The following is a 26,593-nucleotide window of genomic DNA, read 5'->3' on the forward strand; positions in this document are numbered from 1 at the left end:
GAAAAAAGTCCTGCTAGCGATAGAGGCGCCGCATGACCAAGATGCGTTGGGATCTTGCGAAGCGGCCGAAGCCGGAATTACAGACTCCGTTCGGCGGCGGGTTTGCCTTTCTGTCTCATCCGCGCCCCCGGCGGGCGTCGACGCGTAGGGAGGCACTGAGTGCCGAGGCGGCAGCCGCTGCGGCAGCGTTCGGACCAGTTAACGTCATCAAGGCGCCAGTCGCTGGCGAGGTGCGGCGACTGCATGTGAGGTCCGATGAGGACATCATGCGAGCTCGGTCGCTGCTTGCCGATCACGTCGGAGCCGACATTGAGGTCTTCACCGACGGCGGCTGCTCGCCCAACCCAGGCGCTGGCGGCTGGGGCGTCGTCGTGCTGGTCGAGGGCTTCACAGCCCTGAGCCTCTATGGCGGCGACCCGCGCACGACGAACAACAGGATGGAGATGACGGCAGCGATTGTGGCCCTGCGCATCCTGCCGCCGGCCCGGATCAGCATTCACAGCGATAGCCGGTACGTCATCGATGGCGTGACCAAATGGGCCACCGGATGGAAGCGGAAGGGGCTTCTCGATAACCCGTCCGAAAGCAAGCTGAAGAACGCCGCCCTATGGCTGAAGCTGATCACGAATTCCGATCTTCTTGGGCCGTATTGGTCGTGGGTGCGAGGACACGATGGCAATCACGGCAACGAGCTTGCTGATCAGCTCGCGACCTTGGGTCGGGAGGGTGCATGAGCGAGGACAACGCAACATCGCTCGCCACCCGGAAATTCGAGTTCGAGGACATCGTCAACGCCGATCCGCTTTGCCCGCCTGCGGCGCTCAAGGTGGTGAGGGCCTATCTCGGCTTTATCAAGGACTTTGAGAGGGATGCCGTCTATCGGTCCCTCATCGATCTTCAGGTCGCCACCGGCCTCAGCAGGCGTCATCTCATCGACACGCGGCGCCTCCTGATCAAGCTTGGCTACCTCGAGGAGGCCGCCAAGAGCCGCACTGGCGTGGCGAGATATCGCTTCAGAAAGCCTCGCGAGAACCTGGTGCTGGATCACCAGTTGGAGGCCAGGGAGAAGCTGCGCGAGATCGAGGCCGAGCGGCAGGAGAGCCAGCGTCTCAGGCGGCGCCATCATGTGAGTGAAGATAGTTCACTCACAACGCCCGATCCTGTGAGTGAAGATAGTTCACGTACGCAGGCTGCCTGTGAGTGCAGAAATCTCACGTACGTGAGTGAAGATTCTGCACCCAATTACCTAGAAGAATACCTGGAAGATTCTCTCTCTGAACAGGAAGGCTCTATCAGGATAGAGGATACGCGAGAGCCAGGCGACGGCAGCCAGCACGTCCCATATCCGCCTCCTCAGACCGTGGATGACCTCGAGCAACAACTTGCCGACCTGTTCGACGGGTGCCAGCTCTCGCCGAACCTCCTGGTGGGAATGCGCAAGCTGCTGATTGCCGGCCGGCTGACCCCGGCGATCGTGGCGCAACAGCGCAAGGTAGCATCATGAAGCCGACCGCAGAGCCAGATCCGCGGCAGCTCGATCTCTTCGATTGGGCAGACCAGAGACCGACTGCGCAAATCTTCACGATCATAAAGGGGCTCGCAAAGCGCATGTGGCGCGAGCGGCACATGGAGCAGCCGCACTATCCCAACCCCTGCATAATCCCGTGGAGGAAGCGAGCATGAGCCATCGCCGAATAGCCGCCATCGACCTGCCTGAGGAATTCTCTCCGGGCATGTCCGCAACGGCCGAACCGATCTTCGAACTCGTTGATCCGTCGATCCTGCTGGTCGACGAGCAGTATCAGCGCGATATGTCGCCCGCCGGCCTGGCTCTGATCCGGCGCATGGTTGGCGAATGGGATTGGGCCAAGTTCAAGCCGCCGACAGCCGTCCTGACGGAGGCCGGTCTCGAGCTCATCGACGGCCAGCACACGAGCATTGCGGCCGTGACGCATCCAGGAATTAGCGTGATCCCTGTCCAGATAGTTACCGCCCCGGAGGTGGAGGATCGGGCCAAGGCCTTCATTGGCATCAATCGCGACCGCATCGCTGTCACCACGGCGCAGCTGCACCATGCGGCGGTGGCGGCGGGCGACAAACAGGCTGTTGCAATCGCCGAGGTGGCGCGCGAAGCCGGTGCGAAGATCCTGCACGGCTCGCCCGGGGCCGGCCTGTTCAAGCCGCGGGACACGCTTGCCGTCGCGGCTCTCGGTGCTCTGATCGCAGAGGCCGGCCGGGACCGGGCGCGGCAGGTCTTGGCTATCCTGGTCGATGCCGGGTTGGCGCCAATCCGCACGGACCATATCAAGGCGCTGCACCTGCTGCTGACGGAGCCGGACTTCGCCGCCCTCGACGTCGAAGCTGCGCCGTCGACGATCCGATCGATGAACGGCACCGGCGCAGCGGACCGGGAAGCCAAAGCATTCGCTGAGACGCACCGAATTCCACGGTGGCGCGCGCTGGCGAGCGTCTGGTTCAAGGCGGCGAAGAAGCGGCGCGCCGGCAGCGAGCAAGCCGCGGGTGCACCTCCCTCCCGCCACGGTGCGCCGACTGTCGACGGGCGCGAACCCCGCCCTGCCTTCGGCGGATGGCAGCCGGGACGCTTCTCGCGGCGCTGCCGACATTGCGATCAGCTTTTTACCGGGGCCCAGGCGGCCACGTCCTGCGAGCCGTGCGCCTGTGCGGAGACCGAAGCGGCATGAGGAAGGTCCGGAAATCGGAGGCCAAAGCAAAGCCGAAGGCGAAGACGCGCGCCGAGATGCGGCCAATGCGTTCGGCCAAGGTCGAAAGCCCGTACGGTCTTGGCCATGACCGCGTGCAGCGCGTCGTCGACGCCGTCACGGCAATGCATGCTCGTCGGCAGATCGATGATCGCCAACTGCGTGCGGCCGAAGTCTATCGCGCCGCCTATGACGTCGCCGCATCTGCCGGCGGCGGCACCATGGGCGAGCGTTCCGGAGGTGCCACGCGCACGACGCTGTCAGAAGCGAAGATCGCTGCGGGCGAAACACTGAACGATGCGGCGCGTCTGCTAGGCGTTGAGGACGGGCGCATCGTGAGATTGGTCGTCGGCGAGGGGCACAGCATTGCCGAAGTTGCCGGGTCGGGTGCACCGGAAATTGCGAGGCGCGTTGCGGGCGAGCGGCTGCGCAAAGGTCTTGATACCCTCGCCGACGCCTGGCACATCGCCGACAAGGCCGCTGGAGGAGGATCCGGGAGGACCCGGAGCAAGATGGCCGAAGGCGCGAGGCCGGAACCCAGCGGCGTGACCGGCAAGATCGAGCGTGGTCGCGTCGGCTTCGGCACGGCCCAGTCAGCCGGCTTCTACGACGCCGGCGACACTTGACATGCCGTACAGTCAAGGCTAATGGGAGTTCATTCCTAGGAATTGGGTTCTGAAACAGAGCGACAAGCACTCTCGTTGAGCGGGCTTCGCTCGCAGGCCGGACATTCGTCGCGTCGCCGCCAACCACCGGCCGCGAGGCCCCGCTATGCTGCCCCATCTGTCCAGCGAACGCCTTCTACGATGACGCTCTTCCGTGTTGGAACGAGGGTGTTTTCGATAGCAAGATATGCTAATGCTCGCGACAGCTGTATGGCTATGGGGGGCAATAATGGACCCGATTTCTGCGATTGTATCCGCGTTGGTGGCCGGTGCTACTTTAGCGGCTTCAGAGACCGCCAGTATGGCGGTCAAAGATGCCTATTCAGCTCTGAAGGCTGTCTTGATTGCGAGCTACAAGTTCGTCTCCGTGCCACTACTAGAGCAGAACCCGGGCGACGCCACCTACCAAGCCGCTGCTCGAAACGAAATTGCCAGTAAGCCCGGCATTATAGACGATCCGGGTGTGCTTGGTAAGTTGGAGGAGTTGCTTGACGCGCTCAAGAACGCGCCCACGTCAGATTTACGCTCTGCAGGAATCAACATAGACTTTGTTGATGCGGGAAAGAACATTGTTGCCCAACGCACAGGCGCTATTCGGGGGAAACGGTGGACTGCAAAAGAGGACGTGCGCTTTGTTGACGTTGGTAGGGAACCTCAATCGGGAAAGTAGCCGCGGGGCCCGAGCAGGAGCTATCGGTCCCCGGAAGCCAGTCGAGATCGACAGCCGACATAGGCAGTCCTCAGCTCAACCTTCAATCTTATGACAACGCCTTAGCCGGCGATGGCATCGTGCAAGCGTCGGCGGGCCGAGATGTGGTCCAATCTACGTCGACCTATGCGCCGCCACCGCCTGGCGCAGCCGACGAAGTGACAAGAGCATTGCTCCTTCCGGCCAGCGCCGTTATTGGAGAAATGTTCGCACAGTTTACCCGTCAGGCCTTCACGATCAAAGATCGTTCGAATATCGATTCGCACGTTGATAGCGTCGAAGATGCTGGGGTCAAGATTGATCCTGATGAGCTGACTAGAAAGAAGACAGAGCGGCTTGTCGACTGGGCCAGAGAAGCTTCCGATATCGACCCTGATGTTGATCAACTCATGGCGGCCGCTTGGAGGGCCGCTCTCGACGAGATCCTAAACGAGGACGATAAGCGAATTCTTGGGATAGTCAGAAACCTGAATCCCGAAGAAGTTCATGCAATGATGGATATGCTCTCTGACTTTTTGTACGATGCAGATATCGGATCGCGGCTTAGGTCTCTCGGGCTGGCAACGAGAGAATTCCTCAAAGCTCATAGGTCCCGGGTGAGAGCTTATGTTGTTCTTGCACTCATCTCTAATACAGCCGCACTTTTTGTTCTTTCAGAAATTTTGCCGTTCTTTCAGAATAGTGCAACAGTATATTATGATGACGTTGCACGTTTCGTTCAGATCTTTAAGTGGGCGGCATTGTTTGGATCTATAATTTTCACTGGAATAGTTATATTACGCGACAGTCAATCATTTTTTTCTTATTCGTTGACGGAATTTGGCTTTCGCATAGCTACCAAGATTAAGAAATACTATGATGGTATGGAGGTTGAAAAGAGATAGGCCAAATAATGACCAGTTTGATAATAGCGGCTAATCCTGTTTGACGTTGGTTCAGATCCGCAACCAATTCGCAGACTTATTTGCGATGGTCGGGTCTATCGCCGCGTGGCACTTGATGATCACCGTCAATCCCGCCTTTTGGCCTGTAGCTTAATCTCTGCGGCCATGAGGAGCCGCAGAGAGGGCGTAGACTGTCATCTTCGCTCCGCCGAGGCTAAAGTCTACCGTGCATTCTATGCCTCGCCGGTGTGGAAGGCGTTACGCGCAGAAGCGCTGGGCCGCGACCTGTTCACCTGCCAACGCTGCCGCTGCACGCTGGTCCAAGGTAAATCCCGCGATCGCCATACGCCTACCGTCCACCATATCATCCCGCACAAGGGCGACCGGGCGCTCTTCTTCGACCTCTCCAATCTGGAGAGCGTCTGCAAGGGCTGCCACGACAAGCGGATCCAGATCGAGGAGACACGTGGCACCGTGCTCGGTCACGACGGGAATGGCCGGCCGGTCGACCCTGAACATCCTTGGAATCGGCTGCGCTAGTGAACCGCGTTCCCGCCCGCGTCATGCAAGTCTCGATCTCCGTCACACGGAGGGGATAATAGCTCGCTATTGAGAACCCGCGTTTAGGTCGACAATCTCTTTCAAAACTTCGACCTTCAGGCCGTGTTGCATATCCGGGACCCCATTCATGATTGGAAACAACATGGCTGCGGGTTTGCAGATCACGACTTTGCCGCTTCCGCCATTCGCGGCAAGGGGCCTGACCAAGCTGCCAACTGAAGTGATGGCGCCGGAGACTGCTGTGATCGTCTCGGGTATCTTTGTGTCCGTCTTCTGACCCACGCTCGCTATCATCCCGTTGGATAGCGCCACAGAAAGATCGGCCGAGCCGTACCCGGACTTCAAATTAACAGACCGGCGCTCGGATGGAATCATCACGACGGTTGCCGTCGAGACACAATCCTTATTCGTCGACGTGAAGAGGTAAGGTTTCCCGTCGAAGTAGTTGAGGGCCCCATCTTTCGGCTCGGGATTAAATTGTAGGCCGGCGCACCCCTGTAGGGCCGTAGCTGCAATTAGCATCCCTATCGAGACCACCTTCATTGCTGTTCTCCCCCGTTTGAGGACACTCCTAACGTCCTTCGGGTGCGAATTTTACTCCAATGCAGCGGCAACTAAAGCGTGCAATTTGGACGACCCTCCCTTCACTGTCAGGCTTGCTTTGGGGAGGGTGGGTCTAAAGTCAGGGGCGGCCCTACCGTGCACCCGCGCCCCCGGTCCATCCGCACTGCAACGATTTTTGGAATGGGGGGATGATCGCCATCCCCGTAGGGGATGATGATGTCCATCGCTGTGGTCGACGGTGGCGCGGGAATGCCGAGCCAGCCTGACTGGGAATCGCTCTATTCGGACGAGCTCGACGTCGCCGCGGCGCGAGAGGAGTGGGGCGTCGTCACCCGAGAGCTTCAGTCGGTGGCGGGCCTGACGGTAGCGAACGGCCATGCCATCCAGCGCCTGGTCGAGTTCCGTGTGCAGTATCGCCGGGCATCTCAGCATGTCGCTGAGCACGGCGCGATCCTCGCGGCGAAGCGTGCCGGCAGCAAAGCGAAGGTCGGACAGTGGAACCCCTATTGGTCTGTGATGCGCCAGTGCGACGAGTCGATCCGCGTGCTCGAGGCCGAGTTGGGGCTCGCGCCGACGCGCCGCGGCAAGATCGCGAAGGCGGAGCGCAAGCAGCGGGCGCCGCGAGCGGCCGATGAGTTCCTCAAGCATCGAGCCGGATGACCCGACGACGGCATGGGCCAAAGACGCCGTTGCGGGCAAGTTCGTCATCGGCGAACTGGTTCAGCACGCGGCGGAGCGCCACCTGCGCGATCTCCGTGATGGTGGGAAGCGAGGACTGGTCTGGTCGCCGGCCCATGCCGGCAGGGTGCTTCGGTTCATGCCGGGAATGCTCACGATCACGGAAGGCAGTCACGAGGGCCGACCGTTCAATCCGCTGCCTTGGCAAGTGTTCGCTGCAGGGTCGCTGTTCGGTTGGCGCAACACGAGCGGCAGGATGCGATTCCGCAGCGGGTGGCTGGAGACCGGCAAGGGCCAGGCGAAGAGCCCGTTCATGGCGGCGATCGGCCTGTTCATGGCCGGCTTCTATGGCATTCCGCGCGCCAAGGCTTTCGCGATTGGGCAGGATCGCAGCACGGCGAACGTGCTGTTCAAGGATGCGGTGGCGATGTGCCGCGCTCCGATCCCGGTTAACGATGGCGAGAAGCTCGACGCCAGCGATACGCTGGTCGAGCGCGGCGTCGCAGTGATCCGCGGCGAGTTCGACAACGCATGGAAGATCGAGTTCCCAGAGAGCGGCTCGCTGTTCCAGAGCCTCGCGAATGGCGAAGCGGTATCCGGTCCGAAGCCGACGCTGGTCGCGGCCGATGAGATTCACGAGTTCAAGTCGAGCAGCTCGATCGAGACCTGGAAAGCGGCCATCGCCAAGATGCCGGGCGATGCGCTGATGCTGCTCGGGACGAACACACCGGCCAGCAATCAGATCGTCGGGACCGAATATTCGGAGTTCTACCAGAAGGTCGCCAAGGGCGAGATCCTCGACGACGAGGCCTTCGCCTTCGTGGCGCGGGTTGATGCGGCCGATCGCGAGACGGTATTCGACAACGAGGCATGCTGGCCGAAAGCTTTGCCGGCGCTCGGCGTGACGTTCCCGATCGAGAACGTGCGCGGCATGGTGACGACGGCACGGGCGCTGCTCTCAACGGCGCTCTCGACCAAGCGCCTCTATTTCGGCATCCCGGTTGGGACGGCTGGTTTTTGGACGACGGAAGAAGCCTGGGTCTCCTGCCAGGGCGAGTTCGACATTGCCGATATGGTCGGGCTGCCATGCTGGCTCGGTCTCGACCTCTCGAAGAAAAACGACCTGACGGCACTGTCGGCCTGCTGGCGCGGCGAAAGGGGCGGAAGGCCGCACCTCTTCGTCAAGACCTGGTACTTCACGACGAAGGCTGGTCTCGCCGATCGGGCGCGCGATGACAACGCGCCATATCTGCAATGGTCCGAAGGCGACCGCTACCTGACAGCCACGCCAGGCGCGACCATCGACTACGAGTTCGTCGCCGCACGCGTTAAGGCGCTCGACGATGAGCACGATGTCCAGTTCCTCGCCTTCGACGCTGCGAAGATCGGTGATTTCATCGACGCCAGCGGCCGCATCGACTTCCCGGCTTGGAAGTTCGAGGGACCGGACAAGCCGGCGGGAGTCGGGCTCCGGCTGGTCGGCCACGGACAGGGACCGCGGATTGTCTTCCAGGATCGCGCTCTCTGTATGCCCCGGTCGATCGAGCAGCTCGAGGACACGATTCTGAATGGCGCCATCACGATCGAGACGAACCCGGTGACGACAATGTGCGCGTCGAACGCCGTCGTCGTCGCGGATGCGATGAATAATCGGGCCTTCGACAAGCGCACCAGCCGCGGCCGGATCGACGGAATGATCTCGATCACCGAGGCGGTCGGCGCTGCTCATGCGGAATTTGAGGAGGAAGACGATTTGAACGACTTCCTCACCGATCCGATCATGGTGGCCTGATGTCGCGCCGTCGGAACCGACAGAAGTTTGCCCACGCCCCGGCGAACATGACCGAACAGCAGATTGTCGCGAAGGATCGGCGGCTCATGCTTCAGGACGGGCAGGCTTGGGCATCTTTCGCCGGCTTCGATAATCACGCCGGTAAGACGGTCACACTCAACTCGGCGCTTCAGCTCTCGACCGTTTGGGCCTGCATTCGTCTTACGGCGCAGGCGGTCTCATGTCTGCCGGCTGGCGTCTATGACAAGGCCGAACACGACAGCCGGGAAAAGGTCGACGACGATCTCTCTGATCTCCTCTGCGAGAGCCCCAACGAGGATCAGACGCCGCTTGAGTTCTGGGAGACGCAGGTTGCCTGGCTTCTCGCCGATGGCAACGCCTATGCGGAGAAGAACAGCATCGGCAAGCGTCTTGTCGCGCTGCAGCCGATGGCGAGCAGCCAGTGCTCGCCTTATCGGAAGGCGGACGGGACGCTCGTCTATCGTTTTGTCGATCGCGGCAAGATGGAGGAACTGCCTCGCGAGAAGGTTTTTCACCTGCGCGGCATGAGCTTTGGCGGCGACCGCGGCCTGTCGCCGATCCGGTTTGGTGCGCAGAGCTTCGGCTCCGCAATGGCCATGTCGGAAACGACTGGCAAAATGTATGGCTGCGGCCTTCAGAGCACAGGCTTCCTGAAGATGCCGCCGGGCGTGAAGCTAGACAAGGAGCAACGCGACCAACTGCAGGACATCATGAGCAAGTTCGCCGGCTCGTCGAATGCCGGCAAGCTCATGGTGCTTGAAGGGGGTATGGACTTCACGCCGCTCGCGCTAGCGCCTGTCGATGCGCAGATGCTGGAAAGCCTTCGCTTCAGCGTCGAAGAACTCTGTCGCTGGTTCGGCATGCCTCCGATCATCATCGGCCATGCCGCGCAAGGGCAGACAATGTGGGGCACCGGCGTCGAGGCCATCCTCACCGCCTGGTCGACGCTCGGCATCGATCCCGTCTGCGACCGCATCGAGGCCCGGGTGAAGAAGGATCTGATCAGGCCGACCGGTAACAGGCGCCGCTATTTCGAGTTCAACCGCGAGGCACTGCTCCAGATGGACAGCGACGCGAAAGCCAAGTTCCTCTCGGCGATGACGCAGAACGGTCTGATGACCCGCAACGAAGGCCGCGGCAAGCTCAACCTTCCATGGAAAGAAGGCGGCGACGCTCTCACGGCGCAGACCAATCTCGCGCCGCTTGATCAGCTTGGCGGCGCCGGCAGCGAGGGTGCACAGGCGCGCGCGGCCATCCGGTCTTGGCTCGGTATCAAGGAACAGGATCTCTCGCATGAGCAAGCGTGATCTGCCGGCCGCCAAGGCCCCGACGCGGCCGGGCCTTCGCACCGAACTGTCGCCCGTTGCCCTCGATCGCTGGAATCCGGATGTGCACGCCGCAGCGACGGCGGCCGACGAGAACACGATCTCGATCCTTGACCCGATCGGCGCCGATTGGTTCGGTGATGGCGTCACGGCGAAGCGTGTCGCCGGGGCGTTGCGGGCGATCGGCAAGAAGGATGTGACGGTCGTCATCAACTCGCCGGGCGGCGACTATTTCGAGGGGCTCGCGATCTACAATCTGCTGCGCGATCATCCGGCGAATGTCACGGTCAAGGTCGTCGGCATCGCCGCCTCTGCCGCGTCGGTCATCGCCATGGCCGGCGATGATATCCAGATCGCGCGAGCCGGCTTCATGATGATTCACAACACCTGGGTAATCGCCGCCGGCGACCGCAACGCGCTGCGCGATATCGCCGACTGGCTGGAGCCCTTCGACGCAATGGCGGTCGATATCTATGGCGCCCGCACGGGCGTCGACAGCAAGGCGCTGGCCAAGATGCTCGATCGAGAAACATGGATCGGCGGGGCCGATGCCGTCGACCAGGGCTTCGCCGATGCGCTCTTGCCGGTCGACGAAGTCGATACCGCCGCCAAGAATTCAACAGAGGGCAAGCCGATCGCGGCGGCCCACAAGGTTGATACCCTTCTGGCCAGGCTGAACGTGCCGCGTTCCGAGCGGCGCGAGCTCATCCAGGCCTTGAAAGGCGGCACGCACAACGCTGCCGCAGCCGGCATGCCGGGCGCTGCCGTCGTCGAGGAGGTCGAGAGCCTCCTGCAAAGCCTCAAGTCCATCCGGTCATAGGAGACCAGCATGACCAAGCATTTCATGCCGCGAGCCTCGCTCGCGGCCCTTCTGGCTGCGCGCCCGGCCGGCATCGTCGGGTCCGTCCGCAGTGAAGCCAATGTCGACGCCGCCAAGCTGGAAAAGCTTCTCGGTGACGTGAAGTCCGAGCTGACGCGCGTTGGCGACGAAGTGAAGAAGACCGCCGAGCAGGCGCTGCAGCAGGCGAAGGACGCCGGCAAGACTTCGGATGAGGTCAAGTCCAAGGCCGACGAACTGCTCACCGCTCAGTCGAAGCTGAATGATGCCCAGAAGAAGATCGAGGGCAAGATCGAGCAGCTCGAAACCCGCAATACGGATCTCGAACAGCGCCTCGCAGCGCGTCGCGGTGGGGGCGGCAACGACGGCGCGAAGTCGCTCGGCCAGATGGTCTGCGAATCCGATGACGTGAAGAACTTCGTTGCCAAGAGCGGCGCGAAGGGAACGATCCGCGTCACGGTGCAGAATGCGATCACTTCGGCGACCGGCTCGGCCGGCGACCTCATCACTCCGCAGCGCGACACCGAGATCGTCGGCATCCCGCGCCGTCAGATGACGATCCGCCAGTTGCTTTCGGTTGGCCGCACGATCTCCAACTCGATCGAATATGCGCGCATGGTAGCGCGGACGAACAATGCGGCTGTCGTTGCCGAGAACACCCTGAAGGCCGAGTCGGGCTATACTTGGGAACCGCGCGACGCGCCCGTGCGCACCATTGCGCATTGGGTGCCCGTCTCGCGCAATGCCATGGACGATATTCCCCAGCTGCAGGGCGAAATCGACGGCGAGCTGCGCTATGGTCTCGACCTCGTCGAGGAAAACGAGATCCTCAAGGGCGACGGCACCGGCCAGCATCTGCTCGGTCTCGTTCCAGAGGCGACAGCCTATTCGCCTGCCTTCGCTCCGGCAGACGAGACGGATATCGACACGCTTCGCCTCGCGCTGCTGCAGGCCTCGCTTGCCGAATATCCCGCAGACGGCATGGTGCTGCATCCGACCCGCTGGGCAAAGATCGAGCTGACCAAAGACGCTCAGCTTCGATACGTCTTCGCGAATGTGATCCAGATGGCGGGGCCGCAGCTCTGGGGTCGCCCGGTCATCGCCACGCAGGCGATGGATGAGGATGAGTTCCTCACCGGCGCCTTCCGTGTTGCGGCCAAGATCTATGACCGCATGGACACGGAAGTCCTGATCTCGAGCGAGGATCGGGACAACTTCGTCAAGAACATGCTGACGGTTCGCGGCGAAAAGCGGCTTGCCCTCGCGGTCAAGCGGCCCGCCGCGCTGGTCACCGGCGCGTTCAACGGCTGACCCGCCAAGGAGGCGCGGGGCCGAGCCCCGCCCTCACTCTCAAGGAGCGCCATCATGAAACAGTATCGCGTCACCCGGTCGATTTATGGCGAACTCGGAAGTCTCCGTCGCGGCGAGGTGCTGCCCGGTGACGACCCGCGCATCGTGAACAATAGCCGGCACGTCAAGGATCTTGTCGCCCGGAAGCTCCTCGTCGCGGAAGACGAGGACGAAAAGCCGGATGCCCCGAAGGGCAAGGCCAAGGGCGGCCGCGGCGACAGCGCCTGAACAGCCCGCCATCCCCACCATTCGAGCGCAGGAGAGCGCAGATGCGTCGCATTCTGGTCAATGTCACCACGGCCGCCGATGGAACGGCGACGGTCCTCTCGCCGAAGGTGAGCGGCAAGCTTCACAGCATCACCTATCTGAAGGACGGCACGACCGCCTTCACCGATGGTGTCGACTTCACCATCACGGCAAACGTCTCGGGCGAAAACCTCTGGACCGAGTCGAACGTCAATGCAGGCACGACCCGCTATCCGCGTGCGCCGACGCACACGCAGGCGGGTGCAGCGGCGCTTTATGCCGCCGGTGGCGTCGCCGTGCTCGACAAGATTGGCCTCGCCAATGATCAGGCGAAGATCCAGATCGCCCAGGGCGGCAACGCCAAGAAGGGCGCTTTCCTCTTCCTGGTCGACTGATCGGCGAACGTCATGTTGAAGCGCCTCGGTCCGTCGCAAGGTGCGGTCATCTCGCTGGAAGATCTGAAATCTCACCTTCGGATCGATACCGGCGACGATGACAACTTGCTGAAGACCTATCTCGCCGCAGCAACCGCGACGGCCGAGGCAGCAACCGGACGCGTCTTTCTGCCGACCGCATTCGAGTTTTCGGCCGACGGCTTCGGTTGCGCTCTTGCGATCCCTGCTGTGCCGCTGCGCGGCGATGTCGTGCTCGCCTATTTGGACCCGGCCAACCAGGAACAGACGGTCGACACAGCGGAGTTCTATGCGGTCGAAGATACCGCAGGCTTTTCTGTCATCACGACCGACACCTTCACATGGCCGGACCTCTCGCCGCGAGCGCGCCCGGTGCGTGTTCGCTTCCGTGCCGGATACGATTCAGCCGATCCGGCGAGCGACCCGGCCATCATGCCGCTGGATCCGCGCGATCGCCAAATGGTGATCATGTTGGTTGGCCACTGGTACGAACACCGCGAAACGGTCGGCGAGGCTTCGGTTGCCTCGGCGCCCCTCGCCTTTGATCTCCTGGCGTCGCAGCGCCGCATCTATCGCTGATCTCCCCTCACCCAAGGAAAACCGACCATGACCGATATTGTCATCACGGCGGCGAATGTCGTTGCCGGTAGCGATTCCGTGCGCGGCGATGGCGTCGCCGGCGAGACGATCGCCGCCGGCAAGCAGGTGTATTTCTCGTCGGCCACGAAGAAGTGGATGATCGCCGACAGCAACTCGGCGACGGTCGAGGCGCGCAAGGCGACCGGCACGGCCCTCAACGGTGCCTCGCTCAACCAGCCGATCGCCGTGCACAAGTCTGGCGACATCACCATCGGCGCGACGCTCACGCCCGGTACGGCCTATTATCTCAGCGACACACCTGGCGGCATCTGCCCGCTCGCCGATGTCGGTTCGGGCGAATATGTCTGTCTGATCGGAATCGCCAAGTCAGCCTCCGTGCTGGCGGTCGACTACAAGTTCCCGAACGTCGCGCTCTGATCGTTCATGCCCTGGCTGCACTTCACTGCGCCATTCGACTTCTCGCCTGCGGCGAAGGGCGGCCGGATGACGATCGCCTATCGGGCCGGAATGGTGAAGCTCGTCACGCGCGAGTGCGAGCAGGCGGCGGTCGCCGCCGGCAAGGCGCAGCGGACGATCTCACCGCGGAGGAGTGCAGACCATGCCCGGCGCGGGTGATCTCGACTGGCGCATGCGCTTCGAAGCGCCGACCTCCGGTTCTGATGGCGGCGGCGGCGTCATTGCCGGCTGGGCGCCGCGGTTCACCGTATGGGCGGGACTTTTCGGCGCCGGCGGTTCGGAAGCCGTAATGGCCGCCCGCCTTGCCGGTCGGGCGCTGGCGCGGGTGCGGGTTCGCGAATCCAGCAACACACGGCAGATCACGACCGATTGGCGGATGGTCGACGCGCGCTCAAACGAGGTGTGGAACATCCGCGAGGTCGACCCGATCAGCGAGGCGCGCCGCTTCATTCTGCTCTCGATCGAGAAGGGCGTCGCATCGTGAAGTTCAAGAATGCGGATCGGTTCAGGCGCCGGATCGCCGCGATGGCGCCGGCCGCGCGGGCCGAGATCCAGAAAGCGCTTGTCGAGGGCGGCAATGAGATCGCCGGCATGGCGAAATCATTCGCGCCGAAGAAGAGCGGTGACCTGGCGGCCTCGATCGGCGTGACGATCGGCAACTATGTGACCGAGAATGCGAATGTGCGCGGCGTCCAGGCGACGGGCGGCGGCCATGATCTTTCGGTGACGATCCATGCTGGCGACGGCCGCGCGTTCTATGCCGCCTTCGTCGAGTTCGGCACAGCGCCGCATGAGGTCGGCGGCATCTTCAAGGGCGCGCAGCATCCCGGATCGCGGGCGCATCCGTTCTTCTTTCCGGCCTTTCGGCTCGGCAAGAAGCGCGCCAAGAGCCGGATTTCGCGCGCCGTCAACAAAGCAGCCAAGAAAGCGGCGACAGCGTCATGATCGGGGCGGAACTGCAGAAGGCGATCTTCTCCGCGCTCACGGCCGATCCGGCGCTGTGCGATGGCCGCGTCTATGACAATCCGCCGGATGATGCGCAGCGCCTTGCCGCTACCGGCGCCGCCTGGCCGTATCTCGCGATCGGCGACGATCAGGTCGTCGACGACGGGAACACATGTAGCGACGGCTGGGAAGCCTTCGCCGATATCCATGTGTGGTCGCGAGCGCTGCCGCGATCGAAGATCGAGGCGAAGACGCTGATCGCTGCTGTTGTCGAGCGCCTGTCGCTGCTTTCCACGGTCGATGGCTTTGATGTGCTGGTAGCAGCGTTGGAGACGTCCCGCACCTTTCGAGACCCTGACGGCATCACCGAGCACGGTGTCGTCACGATGCGCTTCCTGCTCGATCCTGCCTGACCCCTCATAGGAGCCCGACCATGGCACCCGTCAAAACCATCAACGGGCAGAAGCTGCTCGTGCAGATCGGCAACGGCGCCGATCCGGAAGTCTTCGCCGTCGACTGCCTAATCAATACCGAGCGCGGCATCCAGTTCTCGTCCGACTCCAACGAGTTCGTGGTTGCGGATTGCGAAGATCCGGATGCGCCCGCATGGAAAGAACGGACGAAGGACGGTCTTTCCGCGACGATCAGCGGCGCCGGCATGCTCCACACCAGTTCGATCGAAACCTGGTTCGACTGGTTCGCCAGCCCCGACACGAAGAACGCCCGCGTCAAAGTCGATGTGCCCGGCGCGAGCGGCGGCGGCTATTGGCAGGGCGCTTTCCATCTGACCGCCTTTGAAATCACCGGCAACCGCAACGATAAGGCGACCGTTTCGGTAACGCTGGAATCGAGCGGCGTCGTCACTTGGGTCAATGCCACCTGATGCGGCGGCACGGGGCGATCGAGCTCGATTTCGGAGACGGAACTTTTATGTTCCGTCTCGGCCTCGCCGAGATCGAGGAACTCGAGGAAAAGTGCGGCGCGTCGCTGTTCACCATCACGCGGCGCCTTGATCCGGCGCTGCGCGAGGCGCGCCTCGTCGACATCATGAATGTTATCCGCCTCGGCCTGATCGGTGGCGGCATGACGCCCGTCGATGCCTTGGTCAAGGTGCGCCGCTATGTCGATGCGAGGCCGCTCGATGAAGGTCGCGACGTGGCCTTCGCCGTGGTGCTTGCCGGTCTCGCGCGCGTGCACTCGGATCGTTTGGCGGATGACCCGCCGGGGGAAGCCCCGGCGCCGGAGGCGAGCGGCTCGACTTCGGCGTCATCAGAGCCTCAGCCGTGATGATGGGGGTCGGCGACCCGATGGGTCTGTCGATCGGAGAATGGACGGCCATTTGCGCGGGCTGGGACAAGGCGCATGGCAGGACGTCGGATCAGCCACCCAGCGAAGACGAGTTCGATGCGGCTGTGATGGCTGCAAGGGGCTCTTAGCTCGATCTATGCCGCGCGTTCGAGCTCTGGGAATGGGCCATATTGCAGGCGCGCATCGGTGCAGGCTGGGTCATCAGTCGAGCTGTTCTGTACGATAGAGCCGTTCAGCAGAATAGCTGTCGTTCTAAGTCCGGTATATGCGCCCATCCTGTTCTTTGCATTGGCACGCAAGCAGATCAGGTTCTTGGCTGGATCCGATCCAGAAAGCGCATTTGAGATGCTGACGTCGCGCATCGAGTATGGGTCAAAGAAATCTGTCTTGACGTAGTTGAGGACCGCTGCCCGTTCTGCTGCCGATAGTGGTCTCTGCATCCCGTATATGGACGCCTTTTGCTGTTCAGTGACGCAACCACTGATTCCGATACACGCGATCATTACTGTAGCAATGCGAACCCTGCGCCCCATTTTATTCCCTCGCTCGATGTTCAACCAATGGTAGCTCACAATGGCGATTGAAGTCGAACGGATGGTCGCGACGCTTGAGGCGCGCATCGACAAATACGAGAAGAACCTCGCCAAGGCCAGCCGGACAACCGACAAGGAGTTTTCCGCAATTGAGCGGCGCGGCAAGAAGATGCAGGCCTCACTCGCGTCTTCCTTCGCCAGCAACTTCGGCAAAGGCTTTCTTGTCGGCGCCGCCGGTGCCGTGGGGGTTGGTGCTCTTTCGGATATTCCCGGCGCCATCCGCGAAATCGTTGCAGAAGGCGCAGGGCTCGTCGACACGGCCAATAAGGTCGGCCTGACGACGACGGCATTGCAGGAGTTGCACTTTGCGGCCACGCAGGGTGGTGCGTCGGTCGACGACATGGACAAGGCGCTCGGCTTCTTCACGAAGACGGTCGGCGCCTCGATCGATGGCAGCGGCGAGCTCGGGACTATCTTGCGCGAGAACAATATCGCAATCCGCGATCAGGGAGGCCGTGTTCGCTCGACCGCAGACCTGCTGCGCGATTACGCCGATATCATCAAGAATGCCCGCTCGGAACAGGAGCGCGCGCGGCTGACGACGGTCGCCTTCGGGCGGTCTGGCGCTGACCTCGCCAATGTGTTTCGCGACGGCGCGGCTGGCATTGATGCGTCGACCGCCGCCTACAAGGAGTTGGGCGGCGCGATCGGCGACGATACACTTCAGCAAATTGCAGCGATCGATGATCAGTGGGATCAGTTCACTACCATGCTCGAGACGCGCACCCGCCGCGCGATCCTTGAGACTGTTGCTGCAATGGATGACTTGTCCAAAGGTCGCAGCCGCGTGCCGGGCCTGTCGGTCCCCATCCCCAAGAATCTGCAGCCGAACCTGCCGCAGAATATGTCCCCGGAACTCGCGCAGGCAAATGCCGAGATGGCTAAGGCCACGCGGGCTTTTCGAGACACGCTCGAATCGTTTTACGCGGCCAGCAACGCCGATGGACCTTTTGGCGAGACTGCCAAGGAAGTGCTTGCCCTTAAAGACCGGATGATCGAGGGCAAGATCACATCCGAGGAATTCGCCAAGCAACTCGATGCCATTGCCCAATCGGTTCCCGAGTTCGGGCCGCGCATCGCGGACCTCAAGAAATACAATGCTGAGGTCGACAGCCTCGCAAAGAAACTCACCGAGGTGAAGGCAATTGAGGCTGAAACGTTGCCTGGGCCCCTGCCGAACCGGCGCGCGGGCATTGGCGCCGATCATATCACTCTTGCTGCCCGCAGCGCCCAAGGCCGTGTAGCGCTTGCTGATGCTTCAAAGGATCCCGCTCTATCAACGGCGGAAAAGCGTCTCGCAGATGAGATGAGACGGCTGCGCGAGGCAATCCAAAAGGACCGCCCCGGGGCCATCGTCACGGACGCACAGCTCCGCACGCAGGCGAAGCGGAACATCGCCGCCAGCGACTTCAACAAGACGATCGAGGATTATGTCAGCGACGTCGTGAAGGCCGAGAGCGGCGGAATCGCAAATGCGCGCAACCCGAATTCGAGCGCGACCGGCGTTGGCCAGTTCATCACTGACACCTGGGTGCGGCTGTTCAAGGCCAACTTCCCGGATCGCGCGGCCGGCCTCAACGATGCGGCGATCGCCGCGCTGCGCACCGAGTCGGACACGTCGAAAACCCTTATCGAGGCTTATGCCCGCGAAAATGCGGCGGTGCTGCAGAAGGCGGGCGTCACCGTCACCGAGGCAGCGCTGCAATTGTCGCATTTCCTCGGCGCCGGCGACGCGGCCAAGGTTCTCTCGGCCGCACCCGGAACGCCGCTCAAGGGTCTGATCTCGCAGGCTTCGATCAATGCCAATCCGACCGTGCTTGGCGGCGGGCGAACGGTCGACGACGCGATTGCCTATGCGCAGAGCCGGGTTGGTCAGTCGACGCCGGGCGCGCAGCGCTATGACGCCAATGCTGGCTTCGGCGCCTCGTTGGCCGATCAGGAGAAGGGCCTCGCACTCACGAAGGAAGAGCTGGAGTTGCGTCGCCAGCTCGGGCCGGAGACGCTGGCGAATGCCCGCGCCTATGGCGAATTCCGCATGGCCTCGCAGTTGCTCGCTGCAGCGCAGCAGGAGGGCTCGGCGGCCGGCCAGGAATTGCACACCGTCAACGAGTTGCTGCATGGCGATCTCACGAAACTGACGCCGGCGGCGCGCGACGCGGCGATCGAAATGCGCAAGCTGGCCGCTGCGGCGGGCGCCCAGGCGAGCGAGAGCGCCGCGATCGACTTCAGCGAGTCTGTCGACAAAACGAGGGCGGCCGCCAACTCGACGGCTGAACTTGGCCGCGACGCGATCGGCGGGCTGATCTCGGATCTGCGCGAGGGCAAGTCGGCGGCGGAAGCGTTCTCGAACGCGCTCGATGACATCGCGGACCAGGTCATCAACATGGCGCTCGACGCGGCCTTTGGGCAGGGCGGCGGCGGTGGTGGCGGCGGTTTTCTCTCATCTCTGCTCGGCGCCCTCACCGGGCTCGGGGCGCCGGGCACCGGCGGCGTCTTTGCCGATGGCGGCTATACAGGCCCGGGCGGCAAGTATCAGCCGGCAGGCACCGTTCACAAGGGCGAGTATGTATTCGACGCTGCGGCCACGCGGCGGCTCGGGGTGCGTAACCTCGAGGCGCTGCGCAGGGGCTACGCCGATGGCGGCCTGGTTGGCCCGCGCGACATAACGGCGGCGCGGCGCACGGCCTCCTCTGCCGCGAGCGCCTCGGCACGCGGCCCCTCGCTCACCTTCGCGCCAGTCTCGCAGATCGACGCACGCGGCTCGAATATGAGCGAGGCGCAGTTGCGGTCGATCCTCAAGGAGAACAACACGCAGATGGCGAAGCATGTCGAGCGCGTTGTGCTGCCGCAATATGATGCCAACCGCTGGCGGAAGTCCTGATGGTGCTTGCCTGGCCGTCGATCCTGCGGCCGCAGGAAGTGATGCCGCATCTAATGCCGATGTCCGCCTTGGGCCCTGTCGCGAGCAAGGGGCTCCGGCAGGTCGTGGCCTCCGATGCCGGCTTCTGGCAGATGACGCTGACCGGCGTTCCGATCCGCACGGCCGACCAGGTGCGGGAATGGCGCTGGCTGGTGACGGCTGCGCAAGGCGGGCTCGAGGATATTGTCGTCGGCGTGTTCGATTGCCGGCAGGCGCCGCGGCCGATCGCGCATGCCGGCGTGGAGATCACCGGCATCCCGCATTCCGATGGTGCCTTGTTCAGCGATGGCTCCGGCTATACGCAGAGTCTGGTCCGGACATGGCTGCATGACAATGCGGCGCTGCGCGCCACAGCGATCACTGTCGACGTCGAGATCGCCGGGCCGATCCGGCGCGGCATGTTCTTCTCGATCAATGACCGGCTCTACATGGTGACGAGCATCCCGGCGATCATCGTCGGCGGCGGCGCCTTCGGCGTCGGCCAGCGCGTGACGTTCGACTTCCTGCCACCGCTGCGAGTGGCCGCTGGATACGGGACCCCTGTCGAATTTGGCAAGCCGAAGGCGACGATGCGGCTTGCCTCACCCGACACGGGACAGCTTTCGCTACGCATCGGCCGGTTCGGCGATCCCGATATCGATTTGGTCGAGGCGTGGGATGGATTTTAGCGAGACCGTCAAGGCGCAGCTCGCCGGTCGCACGGTGCGCGTCGCGCCGCTCATCCGGTTTGATTTCGCGAGCGGGACGCAGCGCTATTGGCTCGGCTTCGGTTCGCTCGTTGCCGGCGGCGAGACATGGATCGGCACGCAGAACCTGGCGCAGATCGGCGAGGTCGTCGCCTCGGCCAATGGCTCGGCACCGGAACAGACTTTCACGCTTTCGGGCGTCGATGCGACCTTTGTCGCCGAGGCGCAGGCGGCGCGGGCCGAATATTACGGACGCCTCGCCTTCATCTATTTCCAGTTCTTTGATGCGGCCTGGCAGGTGCTCGATAGTCCCGTGCCCTTCTGGTGGGGGCGCATGTACAGCCTTACGGTCAAGCAGGTCTCGGAGGAGGACGGCTTTACGCGGACGATCACGCTCTCGGCCGAGACTCTGTTCGCCTCGCGGCGGCGGCCGCGCAATTCCTATTACACCGATCGCGATCAACAGGGTCGCTTCCCCGGCGACAAGGGCTGCGAGCGGGTGCTCGGCATGCAATCGAAGATCATCACCTTCCCGGATTATTGATGCTCGTCACCTTTCTGGCAGACCTTGCCCGGCGGCCGTTCCGCTGGGGTGAATGCGACTGCTCGCTCATCATCGCCGACTGGTGGCGCGTCAATCACGGCGTCGACCCGGCAGCGCATCTGCGCGGCACCTATGCCGATGAGCCCGCGTGCGAGGCGCTGCTTGCCCGCGAGGGTGGCCGGCGCGCACTTGTGACGCGGCTCGCGACAAGCGTCGGCGCCCTTCCGACCGACACTCCGTCGCCCGGCGATTTCGGGGTCGTCTCCGGCGGTGTCGTCACAGAGATGCCGGCGATCATGACGCCGGATGGCAAATGGGCGGTCAAGAGCCGGCGCGGGCTGATCGTGTTCGCCCCTGCAGAGATCAATGCGAGCTGGAGGATCTGATGGCTCGCGCACTCTTCATTTCAGTCGTGTTCTGGCTGGCGCTCGTGATGCCGGCAACGGCCGGGCCGCTGGCCGGGCTCATCGCGGCAATCCCTGCGATTGCGGCTCTCGGTTCGACCGCCGCCAGCCTGATTGGTTGGGGCGTCACGGCCGCGCTGGCGATCGGCGCAAGCCTGCTGTTGGCCCCGAAGGCGCAGACGCCAACGCCATCCGATGTTTCCGGCGTCGTCAAGCAGGACGTGCCTGCGCGCTGGGTGCATCGCGGCCGTCGCCGTGTCGGCGGGGCGCTGCTCTTTGCTGAGGTAAAGGCCGGCAATCTGCATCTGCTGATCGCAAATCAGCATGGGCGCTGCGAGGCGTTCGAACGGACCCTGCTCGACGGCCACGAAGTCGTGCTCGACGGACTCGGCCTCGTCACTGGCATCGTCGGATCGGGGGAAAACCCCTATCCACTTTATACGATTCAGGTGGTCACACGTCCGGGCACCGATGATCAGACGGCAGTCGGCGAGCTGACCGGAACCTTTCCGGAGCTCTGGACATCCGATCATCGCGTGCGCGGAACAGCGCTGACTTATATCTGGCAAGGCTATGTCGACCCCGAGAATTTCTCGAAGGTCTATCCGAACCGAATCATTCAGGTTGAGCAGATCGGCCGCTTTGGCCAGGCCTATGACCCGCGCGACGCGACGACGGCATGGACGCAGAATATCGCTCTGCTGCTTGGCGACTATCTCACCAGTGCCGATGGGATGCAGATCGCGTCTGGCTACATCAACATGCCCCGGCTCGCCGCCGCGGCGGATCTTTGCGACGAAGAGGTGCCGATCAAAGGCGGCAGCACGATCCCGCGCTATAATGGCGGCCTCTCCTATTCCATGGACGCCGACCCTGCTTCAATCATCAGCCGCTATCTGACGGCGATGGATGGCCGGTTGACACTGCTTGCCGATGGCACGGTCGGCATCGACGCGGGCGCCTTTAGCGAGCCGACCGTCATCTTCGATGACAGCTGCATCATCGGCTACGAGCTGCGCGCCGGCGGCGATCCGGCGAGCGAGGCGAACGATATCCGGGCGCAGTTCACCTTCGCTGGCGCCGACTATGTGGCGGCCGACGCCGACCCCTGGCGCGACGAGGCTGATATCGCAGCGAGCGGCGAGGCGAAGACGGCGACGCTGAGCCTGTTCGAAGTCGAGCATCACAATCATGCCCGGCGGCTGATGAAGCTTGCTGCCGCCCGCGCCCTGCCCGCCTATCAGGGCTCGATCACGACCAACCTCAAAGGCCTCGAGGCCTGGGATCAGCGCTTCGTCCGCATCCGCGGCACCCTCTATAGCCTCGATCACACATTCGAGGTGCTCAATATCGCGCTTGATCCCGCGACTATGACTGTGACGCTGCAAGTCGTCTCCCTTGCCGCTGCTGCCTATGCGTTCGATGCCGAAACGGAAGAGGGAACGGCACCGACGATCCCCGACGATGATGATGCGGCGACGATCGGCCCGCCCGAAGGCCTAACGGTGACGCGGTCCTATCGCACCGTCTCAAGCGGCGTGCGGGCGCCCGTTCTGGAAGTCGCCTGGGATGCGCCGCTTCGGGCCTATTCGACGGCGCAGGCGCAGATCTCGGTGCATGGCGCCGGTGCCTGGCGCGACATTACCTTGGTGCGTGACGCCAACCCGCCGCAGGCGGGATTGGCCGAGAGCGTCTCGGACGGCACGGAATATGATGTGCGCGTGCGCTGGCGGGCGCCGGATACCGACTGGTCGACGATCTCGACCGAAACGGCGATCGGCGACCCCGACGCTCCCGATGCGCCGACCGCCGTCGCCGCAACCCCTGTCGGCGGCGGCTCGGTCGATATCCTCTGGTTGGCGCCGGTCTCGGCTCGTTATGCCGGGGCGCGCATCTATGGCAACGACGTCGACGATTTCGCGACAGCCGATCTGCTGTCCGATCTACCCGGCGCGCCATCGCCGAACCTGCAGAGCCACAGACTGACCGGACTTGCCGCCGACACCTGGTATTTTTGGGTCACAGCGGTCAACGGCTCCGGCGTCGAGAGCGCGGAAGCCGGCTCTGGCGCGACGACCATCACCTGACATTCACCGGAGAGAACCATGGCCACTTATCCGCACGGCGGCGCGTCGTCGGTTTTCCGTGATTTCGATCAGGCGGGAAATCCTGTCAGCGGCGTTCGCGAGCCGCTGAAGAACGATATCCGCGATCTGCTCGCCTTCTACGAGACCCTGTTGAACGTCCTTGAAGGCGCCACGGGCGATGCGGCGGCGATCGCGGAGATTCTGGCGGCCTTTGCCAACAAGGCCGACAAGGGAACAGACGTGGCCACCGGCGCGCGGGCGGGTGTCGCTGGCGCAAATATCGCGTCGGCCGCGACTACCGATCTCGGCGCAGCCACCGGCGACTTCGCAGCCATCACCGGCACGACGACGATCTCCTCGCTTGGCACGGCGCCTGCCGGTATCGAGCGGACGGTCTACTTCACGGGTGTGCTGACCCTCACCCACTCTGGCACGCTGGTGCTCCCGACGGGCGCCAACATCACGACTGCGGGCGGTGACGTTGCGGTATTCCGCTCGCATGGCGGCGGCGCATGGAGGTGCGTCAGCTTTTTGCGGGCGAACGGAGTATCCGTGGGACTGAACAAGGCGGCTGCCGAGGTCGTCATTATCGGAGCAGACGACAATCAGTATGTGACGTCGCTCGGCGTCAAGGGCGCGCTGGATGCGCGTATCAATCCAATTGATGCCCTCCTTTTTTGGCTTGATTCGCGTATCAGCCCGATCGAGGGGGGTCTCGCGCCCATGGTCGACTTTACGGGCTCAGACGACAGTATCCCCTTCTTCGTTGACGACGCGTATGGCCTGCTGCTTGGCGTTTCCAAGAGCACAGGGCTGCCGCTTGGATCAGTCCTCGACAAGATCGTGACGGACCTGCGCTGGAAGAGTGCCGCAAGTGAAGCTGTAGGCGCTCCGTTGCAGAATCTGCTGGTTTATCGCGGGAGTTCTGCGGTCCTGCCGATCATCGTTGACGCAAACTACGGTTTGGTGCTCGGCGTCGACACCACGACGGGAGTGGCCACCGGGTCGATGGTCTCGAGCTTTGGCAGCGGCGGCTCGTCGATCGTCATTCCCCGCACGGACCGGACCGGCATCATTTCTTATGGCCAGTCGCTTTCGGTCGGCGCGCAGGGCCAGCCGCCACTTTCTACTTCGCAGCCCTACAGTAATCTTACCTTTATCGATGGTCCCAAGGCCGCGGTAGGAACGGGTACGGCAGCATCGAAGCCGCTCGTTGAGGACAGCCTGGCGGAAGGTGCTGTCGGGACTGGCAATCGTGGTGAAACGCCCTGCTCCGGCATGGCGAACTATGCGGTGCAGCTCGCGGCGCTAGAAAACGGCGTCATTCCCTCGGACTTCGTCGTCTTTTCCTCCGCGCCTGGGCAGGGCGGCCGAACGATCGCCGAGCTTTCCAAGGGGACTTCCTACTATGACCGACTGATCGGCCATGTAACTGCCGCCAAGGCGCTCGCGACGGCGGCAGGCAAGTCCTATTCGGTCCCGGTCATCGGCTGGATTCAGGGCGAAACCGATTGCGACAATGCAACGTCGCGCGCGGCCTATCTCGCCAGCTTGCTGCAGCTCGTCAGCGACCTGAATACCGACATCCGACCGATCACCGGCCAGTCAAGCGCGGTTCATCTCGTCATCTACCAGACGAGCTACAAGGCAGTGACGTCGTCCGCCGCTATCGCTCTTGCACAGATGGACGCTGTTGCGCAGAGCAGCCACATTCATTTCGGGACGCCAATCTACGATCTTGCCTTCAACGCCGGCGATCAGACGCATCTCGACAATATCAGCTATCTCCGCCTCGGCCGCCGACTTGGCCGGGCGGCCAAGCAGCTCGTCATCGATCAGCGCGTTCCGGATTGCGTCTGGCCTGTCTCGGCAACGGCCAAGGGCACGGCGCTGCACCTTGCCATGCGCGCGCCGACGCCGCTCGCGATCGACACCACCAATCTGGCGGCGGCGACGAACAACGGCTTCAAGGTGATCGACGACACGGGAACGCTCGCCCTTTCGGGCATCGCGGTCGATGGCGCCGCCGGCGTCAATTTCACGCTCAACCGGGCTCTCGGCGCCAATCCGAAGATCCGTTACGCGCTCGATTACCTCGGCAGCGGCCTGCACATACTCGGCGGTGCCTCCGGCAATCTGCGCGATACGACGGCCGGCACTGCCAAGATCAGCGGGACCGATTATCCGCTCTGGCATGTCGCGCCGGCCTTCGAGCTTCCCATCACCGTTTTGGATGCATCCACATGAGCAACCTCTGCTTTAGACTGTCTTCGGTCATCCCCGGCGCCAGTGCATTCCCGCTGGCGCCATCCGACTTTCAGGCCATCGTCCCCGCGCCGGCCGCGCGGCCGTTCGATGCCCTCAACGCAGCTGCGCCCGCCTATGCGCTGCATAGCTTCCGCAAGATGCTGCTCACCTATGACGGCCCGGCCTGTCGCCTGCGCCGCAGCTCGGACAATGTCGAGCTCAACTTCGCGCCGGACACCTTGTCATCGGTCATCACGACTTGGCTCGCGGGCGCGACCGCCTTCCTGGTCCGTATGTATGATCACAGCGGCAACAACCGCGATCTCTATCAGCCGTCGGCGAGCGCGCAACCGAGCATCATTCTCAGTGGCGCCTATCCCTTCGCCGATTTCGATGGATCTGACGACTATATCGATCTGGTCAATGGTCTCGGCTTTGCCAGAAACCGCGCCGGTCTGACTGTAGCGGCGCTGGCCAACCCCGATACTGTCGCCGGCAACAAGGCAATCGCCTTCTGGGCTACCACTGGAGGCACCAGCGGCACAATTGATGTCGGTAGCGTCTCGGGAACGAGCAAGGCTTCGTTCGGTCGCACCAGTTCGACGCAATCCACGGCCAATGTGCCGATCACGGCCGCCGCTTGGCACCGGATGATCGGCCGCGCGGATTGGACGACGCCAATCCTCTCGGCCCAGATCGACGGAACCGAAGGCACGGTCACTGCCAGCGTCACGACGGGTGTGACGGCCGACGTCGATCTGACGCTTAATCCGTCTGTCGGACGGCATCAGACCGTCTCGCGCTGGTGGGATGGCAAGTTCGCGGCGTCCGCCTGGTACACATCCGCGATCTCGGATGCCAACCGGACCCTGCTTAACACGGCGCTGGCGGCAATCAGCCCGTAACGGATCCAAGGCCGTTGGGCGGCGGTATCTCAGGACGCCACTGACGGGCTGAATCCTTCTCATTCTCCGGAGTTCAAAATGAAGCTCGTCAGTGACTGGCGCGCGGTGCTGAAGCACGCGTGGTCGATCAAA

31 protein-coding genes are annotated in these 26,593 nt (G+C 63.0%); 29 read left to right on the top strand and 2 right to left on the bottom strand.

All coding sequences use genetic code 11. The annotated features are described in order from the left end of the window. Window positions 1–32: 32 nt before the first annotated feature. The 7 genes from BUB39_RS06080 to BUB39_RS06115 all read left to right on the top strand — a co-directional run bounded on the left by BUB39_RS06080 (window position 33) and on the right by BUB39_RS06115 (window position 5,518). Window positions 33–734, top strand: coding sequence for a ribonuclease H family protein (locus tag BUB39_RS06080; RefSeq protein ID WP_210187035.1), 702 nt, complete (start codon window positions 33–35; stop codon window positions 732–734). Beyond that, window positions 731–1,504 (top strand): hypothetical protein, encoded by a 774-nt coding sequence (locus tag BUB39_RS06085; RefSeq protein ID WP_073052048.1) that lies wholly within the window; start codon window positions 731–733, stop codon window positions 1,502–1,504. Before BUB39_RS06080 ends, BUB39_RS06085 begins: the two co-directional genes overlap by 4 nt. A gap of 229 nt (window positions 1,505–1,733) precedes the next feature. After that, the gene (locus BUB39_RS06095; RefSeq protein WP_139251350.1) at window positions 1,734–2,702 is read left to right on the top strand and encodes a hypothetical protein; all 969 of its coding nucleotides are present in this window, start codon (window positions 1,734–1,736) and stop codon (window positions 2,700–2,702) included. Then, window positions 2,699–3,346, top strand: coding sequence for a hypothetical protein (locus tag BUB39_RS06100; RefSeq protein ID WP_073052051.1), 648 nt, complete (start codon window positions 2,699–2,701; stop codon window positions 3,344–3,346). The genes BUB39_RS06095 and BUB39_RS06100 overlap by 4 nt, the downstream gene beginning before the upstream one ends. Window positions 3,347–3,614: 268 nt before the next feature. Next, entirely contained in the window at window positions 3,615–4,055 is a 441-nt protein-coding gene (locus tag BUB39_RS06105; protein ID WP_139251351.1) for a hypothetical protein, read from the top strand. A gap of 197 nt (window positions 4,056–4,252) precedes the next feature. Further along, window positions 4,253–4,978 (top strand): hypothetical protein, encoded by a 726-nt coding sequence (locus BUB39_RS06110; RefSeq protein ID WP_139251352.1) that lies wholly within the window; start codon window positions 4,253–4,255, stop codon window positions 4,976–4,978. 165 nt (window positions 4,979–5,143) lie between these two features. Beyond that, complete coding sequence (locus tag BUB39_RS06115; protein WP_084527140.1) at window positions 5,144–5,518, top strand: HNH endonuclease; 375 nt, start codon at window positions 5,144–5,146, stop codon at window positions 5,516–5,518. A gap of 66 nt (window positions 5,519–5,584) precedes the next feature. Here BUB39_RS06115 and BUB39_RS06120 read toward each other — a convergent pair whose 3' ends face one another. After that, window positions 5,585–6,082 (bottom strand): hypothetical protein, encoded by a 498-nt coding sequence (locus tag BUB39_RS06120; RefSeq protein ID WP_073052056.1) that lies wholly within the window; start codon window positions 6,080–6,082, stop codon window positions 5,585–5,587. Window positions 6,083–6,319: 237 nt separating this feature from the next. Here BUB39_RS06120 and BUB39_RS06125 point away from each other — a divergent pair, with 237 nt between their 5' ends. From BUB39_RS06125 to BUB39_RS06195, 15 genes are all read left to right on the top strand, one after another. After that, a complete protein-coding gene (locus BUB39_RS06125) occupies window positions 6,320–6,763 on the top strand; it encodes a P27 family phage terminase small subunit (RefSeq protein WP_073052818.1) in 444 nt (147 codons plus the stop codon). After that, a complete protein-coding gene (locus BUB39_RS06130) occupies window positions 6,735–8,573 on the top strand; it encodes a terminase large subunit (protein ID WP_084526923.1) in 1,839 nt (612 codons plus the stop codon). Before BUB39_RS06125 ends, BUB39_RS06130 begins: the two co-directional genes overlap by 29 nt. A gap of 86 nt (window positions 8,574–8,659) precedes the next feature. Then, entirely contained in the window at window positions 8,660–9,901 is a 1,242-nt protein-coding gene (locus BUB39_RS06135; RefSeq protein WP_244540160.1) for a phage portal protein, read from the top strand. Beyond that, on the top strand, window positions 9,888–10,739 hold the full coding sequence (locus BUB39_RS06140) for a head maturation protease, ClpP-related (protein ID WP_073052059.1): 852 nt from the start codon (window positions 9,888–9,890) through the stop codon (window positions 10,737–10,739). Before BUB39_RS06135 ends, BUB39_RS06140 begins: the two co-directional genes overlap by 14 nt. A 9-nt stretch (window positions 10,740–10,748) precedes the next feature. Continuing rightward, the gene (locus BUB39_RS06145) at window positions 10,749–12,068 is read left to right on the top strand and encodes a phage major capsid protein (RefSeq protein WP_073052060.1); all 1,320 of its coding nucleotides are present in this window, start codon (window positions 10,749–10,751) and stop codon (window positions 12,066–12,068) included. Window positions 12,069–12,122: 54 nt separating this feature from the next. Continuing rightward, window positions 12,123–12,335, top strand: coding sequence for a hypothetical protein (locus BUB39_RS06150; protein WP_073052061.1), 213 nt, complete (start codon window positions 12,123–12,125; stop codon window positions 12,333–12,335). A gap of 41 nt (window positions 12,336–12,376) precedes the next feature. Further along, window positions 12,377–12,748 (top strand): hypothetical protein, encoded by a 372-nt coding sequence (locus tag BUB39_RS06155; RefSeq protein ID WP_073052062.1) that lies wholly within the window; start codon window positions 12,377–12,379, stop codon window positions 12,746–12,748. Between the two features lie 12 nt (window positions 12,749–12,760). Then, window positions 12,761–13,345 carry a head-tail connector protein gene (locus BUB39_RS06160; RefSeq protein ID WP_073052063.1) on the top strand — a complete coding sequence of 195 codons (585 nt, stop codon included), beginning with the start codon at window positions 12,761–12,763 and terminating at the stop codon, window positions 13,343–13,345. Between the two features lie 27 nt (window positions 13,346–13,372). Next, complete coding sequence (locus tag BUB39_RS06165; protein ID WP_073052064.1) at window positions 13,373–13,783, top strand: hypothetical protein; 411 nt, start codon at window positions 13,373–13,375, stop codon at window positions 13,781–13,783. Between the two features lie 6 nt (window positions 13,784–13,789). Continuing rightward, window positions 13,790–13,981 carry a hypothetical protein gene (locus BUB39_RS06170; protein WP_073052066.1) on the top strand — a complete coding sequence of 64 codons (192 nt, stop codon included), beginning with the start codon at window positions 13,790–13,792 and terminating at the stop codon, window positions 13,979–13,981. Next, complete coding sequence (locus BUB39_RS06175; RefSeq protein ID WP_073052067.1) at window positions 13,965–14,306, top strand: head-tail adaptor protein; 342 nt, start codon at window positions 13,965–13,967, stop codon at window positions 14,304–14,306. Before BUB39_RS06170 ends, BUB39_RS06175 begins: the two co-directional genes overlap by 17 nt. Continuing rightward, the gene (locus BUB39_RS06180) at window positions 14,303–14,767 is read left to right on the top strand and encodes an HK97-gp10 family putative phage morphogenesis protein (RefSeq protein ID WP_210187036.1); all 465 of its coding nucleotides are present in this window, start codon (window positions 14,303–14,305) and stop codon (window positions 14,765–14,767) included. The genes BUB39_RS06175 and BUB39_RS06180 overlap by 4 nt, the downstream gene beginning before the upstream one ends. Then, window positions 14,764–15,180, top strand: coding sequence for a DUF3168 domain-containing protein (locus tag BUB39_RS06185; protein WP_073052068.1), 417 nt, complete (start codon window positions 14,764–14,766; stop codon window positions 15,178–15,180). The genes BUB39_RS06180 and BUB39_RS06185 overlap by 4 nt, the downstream gene beginning before the upstream one ends. Before the next feature lie 20 nt (window positions 15,181–15,200). Next, window positions 15,201–15,650, top strand: a complete 450-nt coding sequence (locus BUB39_RS06190) for a phage tail tube protein (RefSeq protein WP_073052070.1) — start codon at window positions 15,201–15,203, stop codon at window positions 15,648–15,650. Beyond that, window positions 15,650–16,054: a gene transfer agent family protein gene (locus BUB39_RS06195; RefSeq protein ID WP_073052072.1), complete on the top strand. Its 405-nt coding sequence runs from the start codon at window positions 15,650–15,652 to the stop codon at window positions 16,052–16,054. Before BUB39_RS06190 ends, BUB39_RS06195 begins: the two co-directional genes overlap by 1 nt. Before the next feature lie 155 nt (window positions 16,055–16,209). On the opposite strand, the gene BUB39_RS25140 is transcribed toward BUB39_RS06195, so the two are convergent. Then, window positions 16,210–16,632, bottom strand: a complete 423-nt coding sequence (locus BUB39_RS25140) for a hypothetical protein (RefSeq protein WP_139251353.1) — start codon at window positions 16,630–16,632, stop codon at window positions 16,210–16,212. A 16-nt stretch (window positions 16,633–16,648) separates the two neighbouring features. Here BUB39_RS25140 and BUB39_RS06200 point away from each other — a divergent pair, with 16 nt between their 5' ends. The 7 genes from BUB39_RS06200 to BUB39_RS06230 are packed head-to-tail and all read left to right on the top strand — an operon-like array spanning window position 16,649 to window position 26,461. Further along, window positions 16,649–19,549 carry a phage tail tape measure protein gene (locus BUB39_RS06200; protein WP_073052074.1) on the top strand — a complete coding sequence of 967 codons (2,901 nt, stop codon included), beginning with the start codon at window positions 16,649–16,651 and terminating at the stop codon, window positions 19,547–19,549. Then, window positions 19,549–20,256, top strand: a complete 708-nt coding sequence (locus BUB39_RS06205) for a hypothetical protein (protein WP_073052075.1) — start codon at window positions 19,549–19,551, stop codon at window positions 20,254–20,256. The genes BUB39_RS06200 and BUB39_RS06205 overlap by 1 nt, the downstream gene beginning before the upstream one ends. Further along, a complete protein-coding gene (locus BUB39_RS06210) occupies window positions 20,246–20,818 on the top strand; it encodes a hypothetical protein (protein WP_073052076.1) in 573 nt (190 codons plus the stop codon). Before BUB39_RS06205 ends, BUB39_RS06210 begins: the two co-directional genes overlap by 11 nt. Then, complete coding sequence (locus BUB39_RS06215; RefSeq protein ID WP_073052077.1) at window positions 20,818–21,204, top strand: DUF6950 family protein; 387 nt, start codon at window positions 20,818–20,820, stop codon at window positions 21,202–21,204. The genes BUB39_RS06210 and BUB39_RS06215 overlap by 1 nt, the downstream gene beginning before the upstream one ends. Continuing rightward, a complete protein-coding gene (locus BUB39_RS06220) occupies window positions 21,204–23,309 on the top strand; it encodes a phage tail protein (protein ID WP_073052079.1) in 2,106 nt (701 codons plus the stop codon). Before BUB39_RS06215 ends, BUB39_RS06220 begins: the two co-directional genes overlap by 1 nt. Window positions 23,310–23,327: 18 nt before the next feature. After that, window positions 23,328–25,556 (top strand): sialate O-acetylesterase, encoded by a 2,229-nt coding sequence (locus BUB39_RS06225; RefSeq protein WP_073052080.1) that lies wholly within the window; start codon window positions 23,328–23,330, stop codon window positions 25,554–25,556. Continuing rightward, a complete protein-coding gene (locus BUB39_RS06230; protein WP_073052082.1) occupies window positions 25,553–26,461 on the top strand; it encodes a hypothetical protein in 909 nt (302 codons plus the stop codon). The genes BUB39_RS06225 and BUB39_RS06230 overlap by 4 nt, the downstream gene beginning before the upstream one ends. Window positions 26,462–26,593: the final 132 nt, after the last annotated feature.

Source organism: Kaistia soli DSM 19436 (assembly GCF_900129325.1).
GTDB lineage: Bacteria > Pseudomonadota > Alphaproteobacteria > Rhizobiales > Kaistiaceae > Kaistia > Kaistia soli.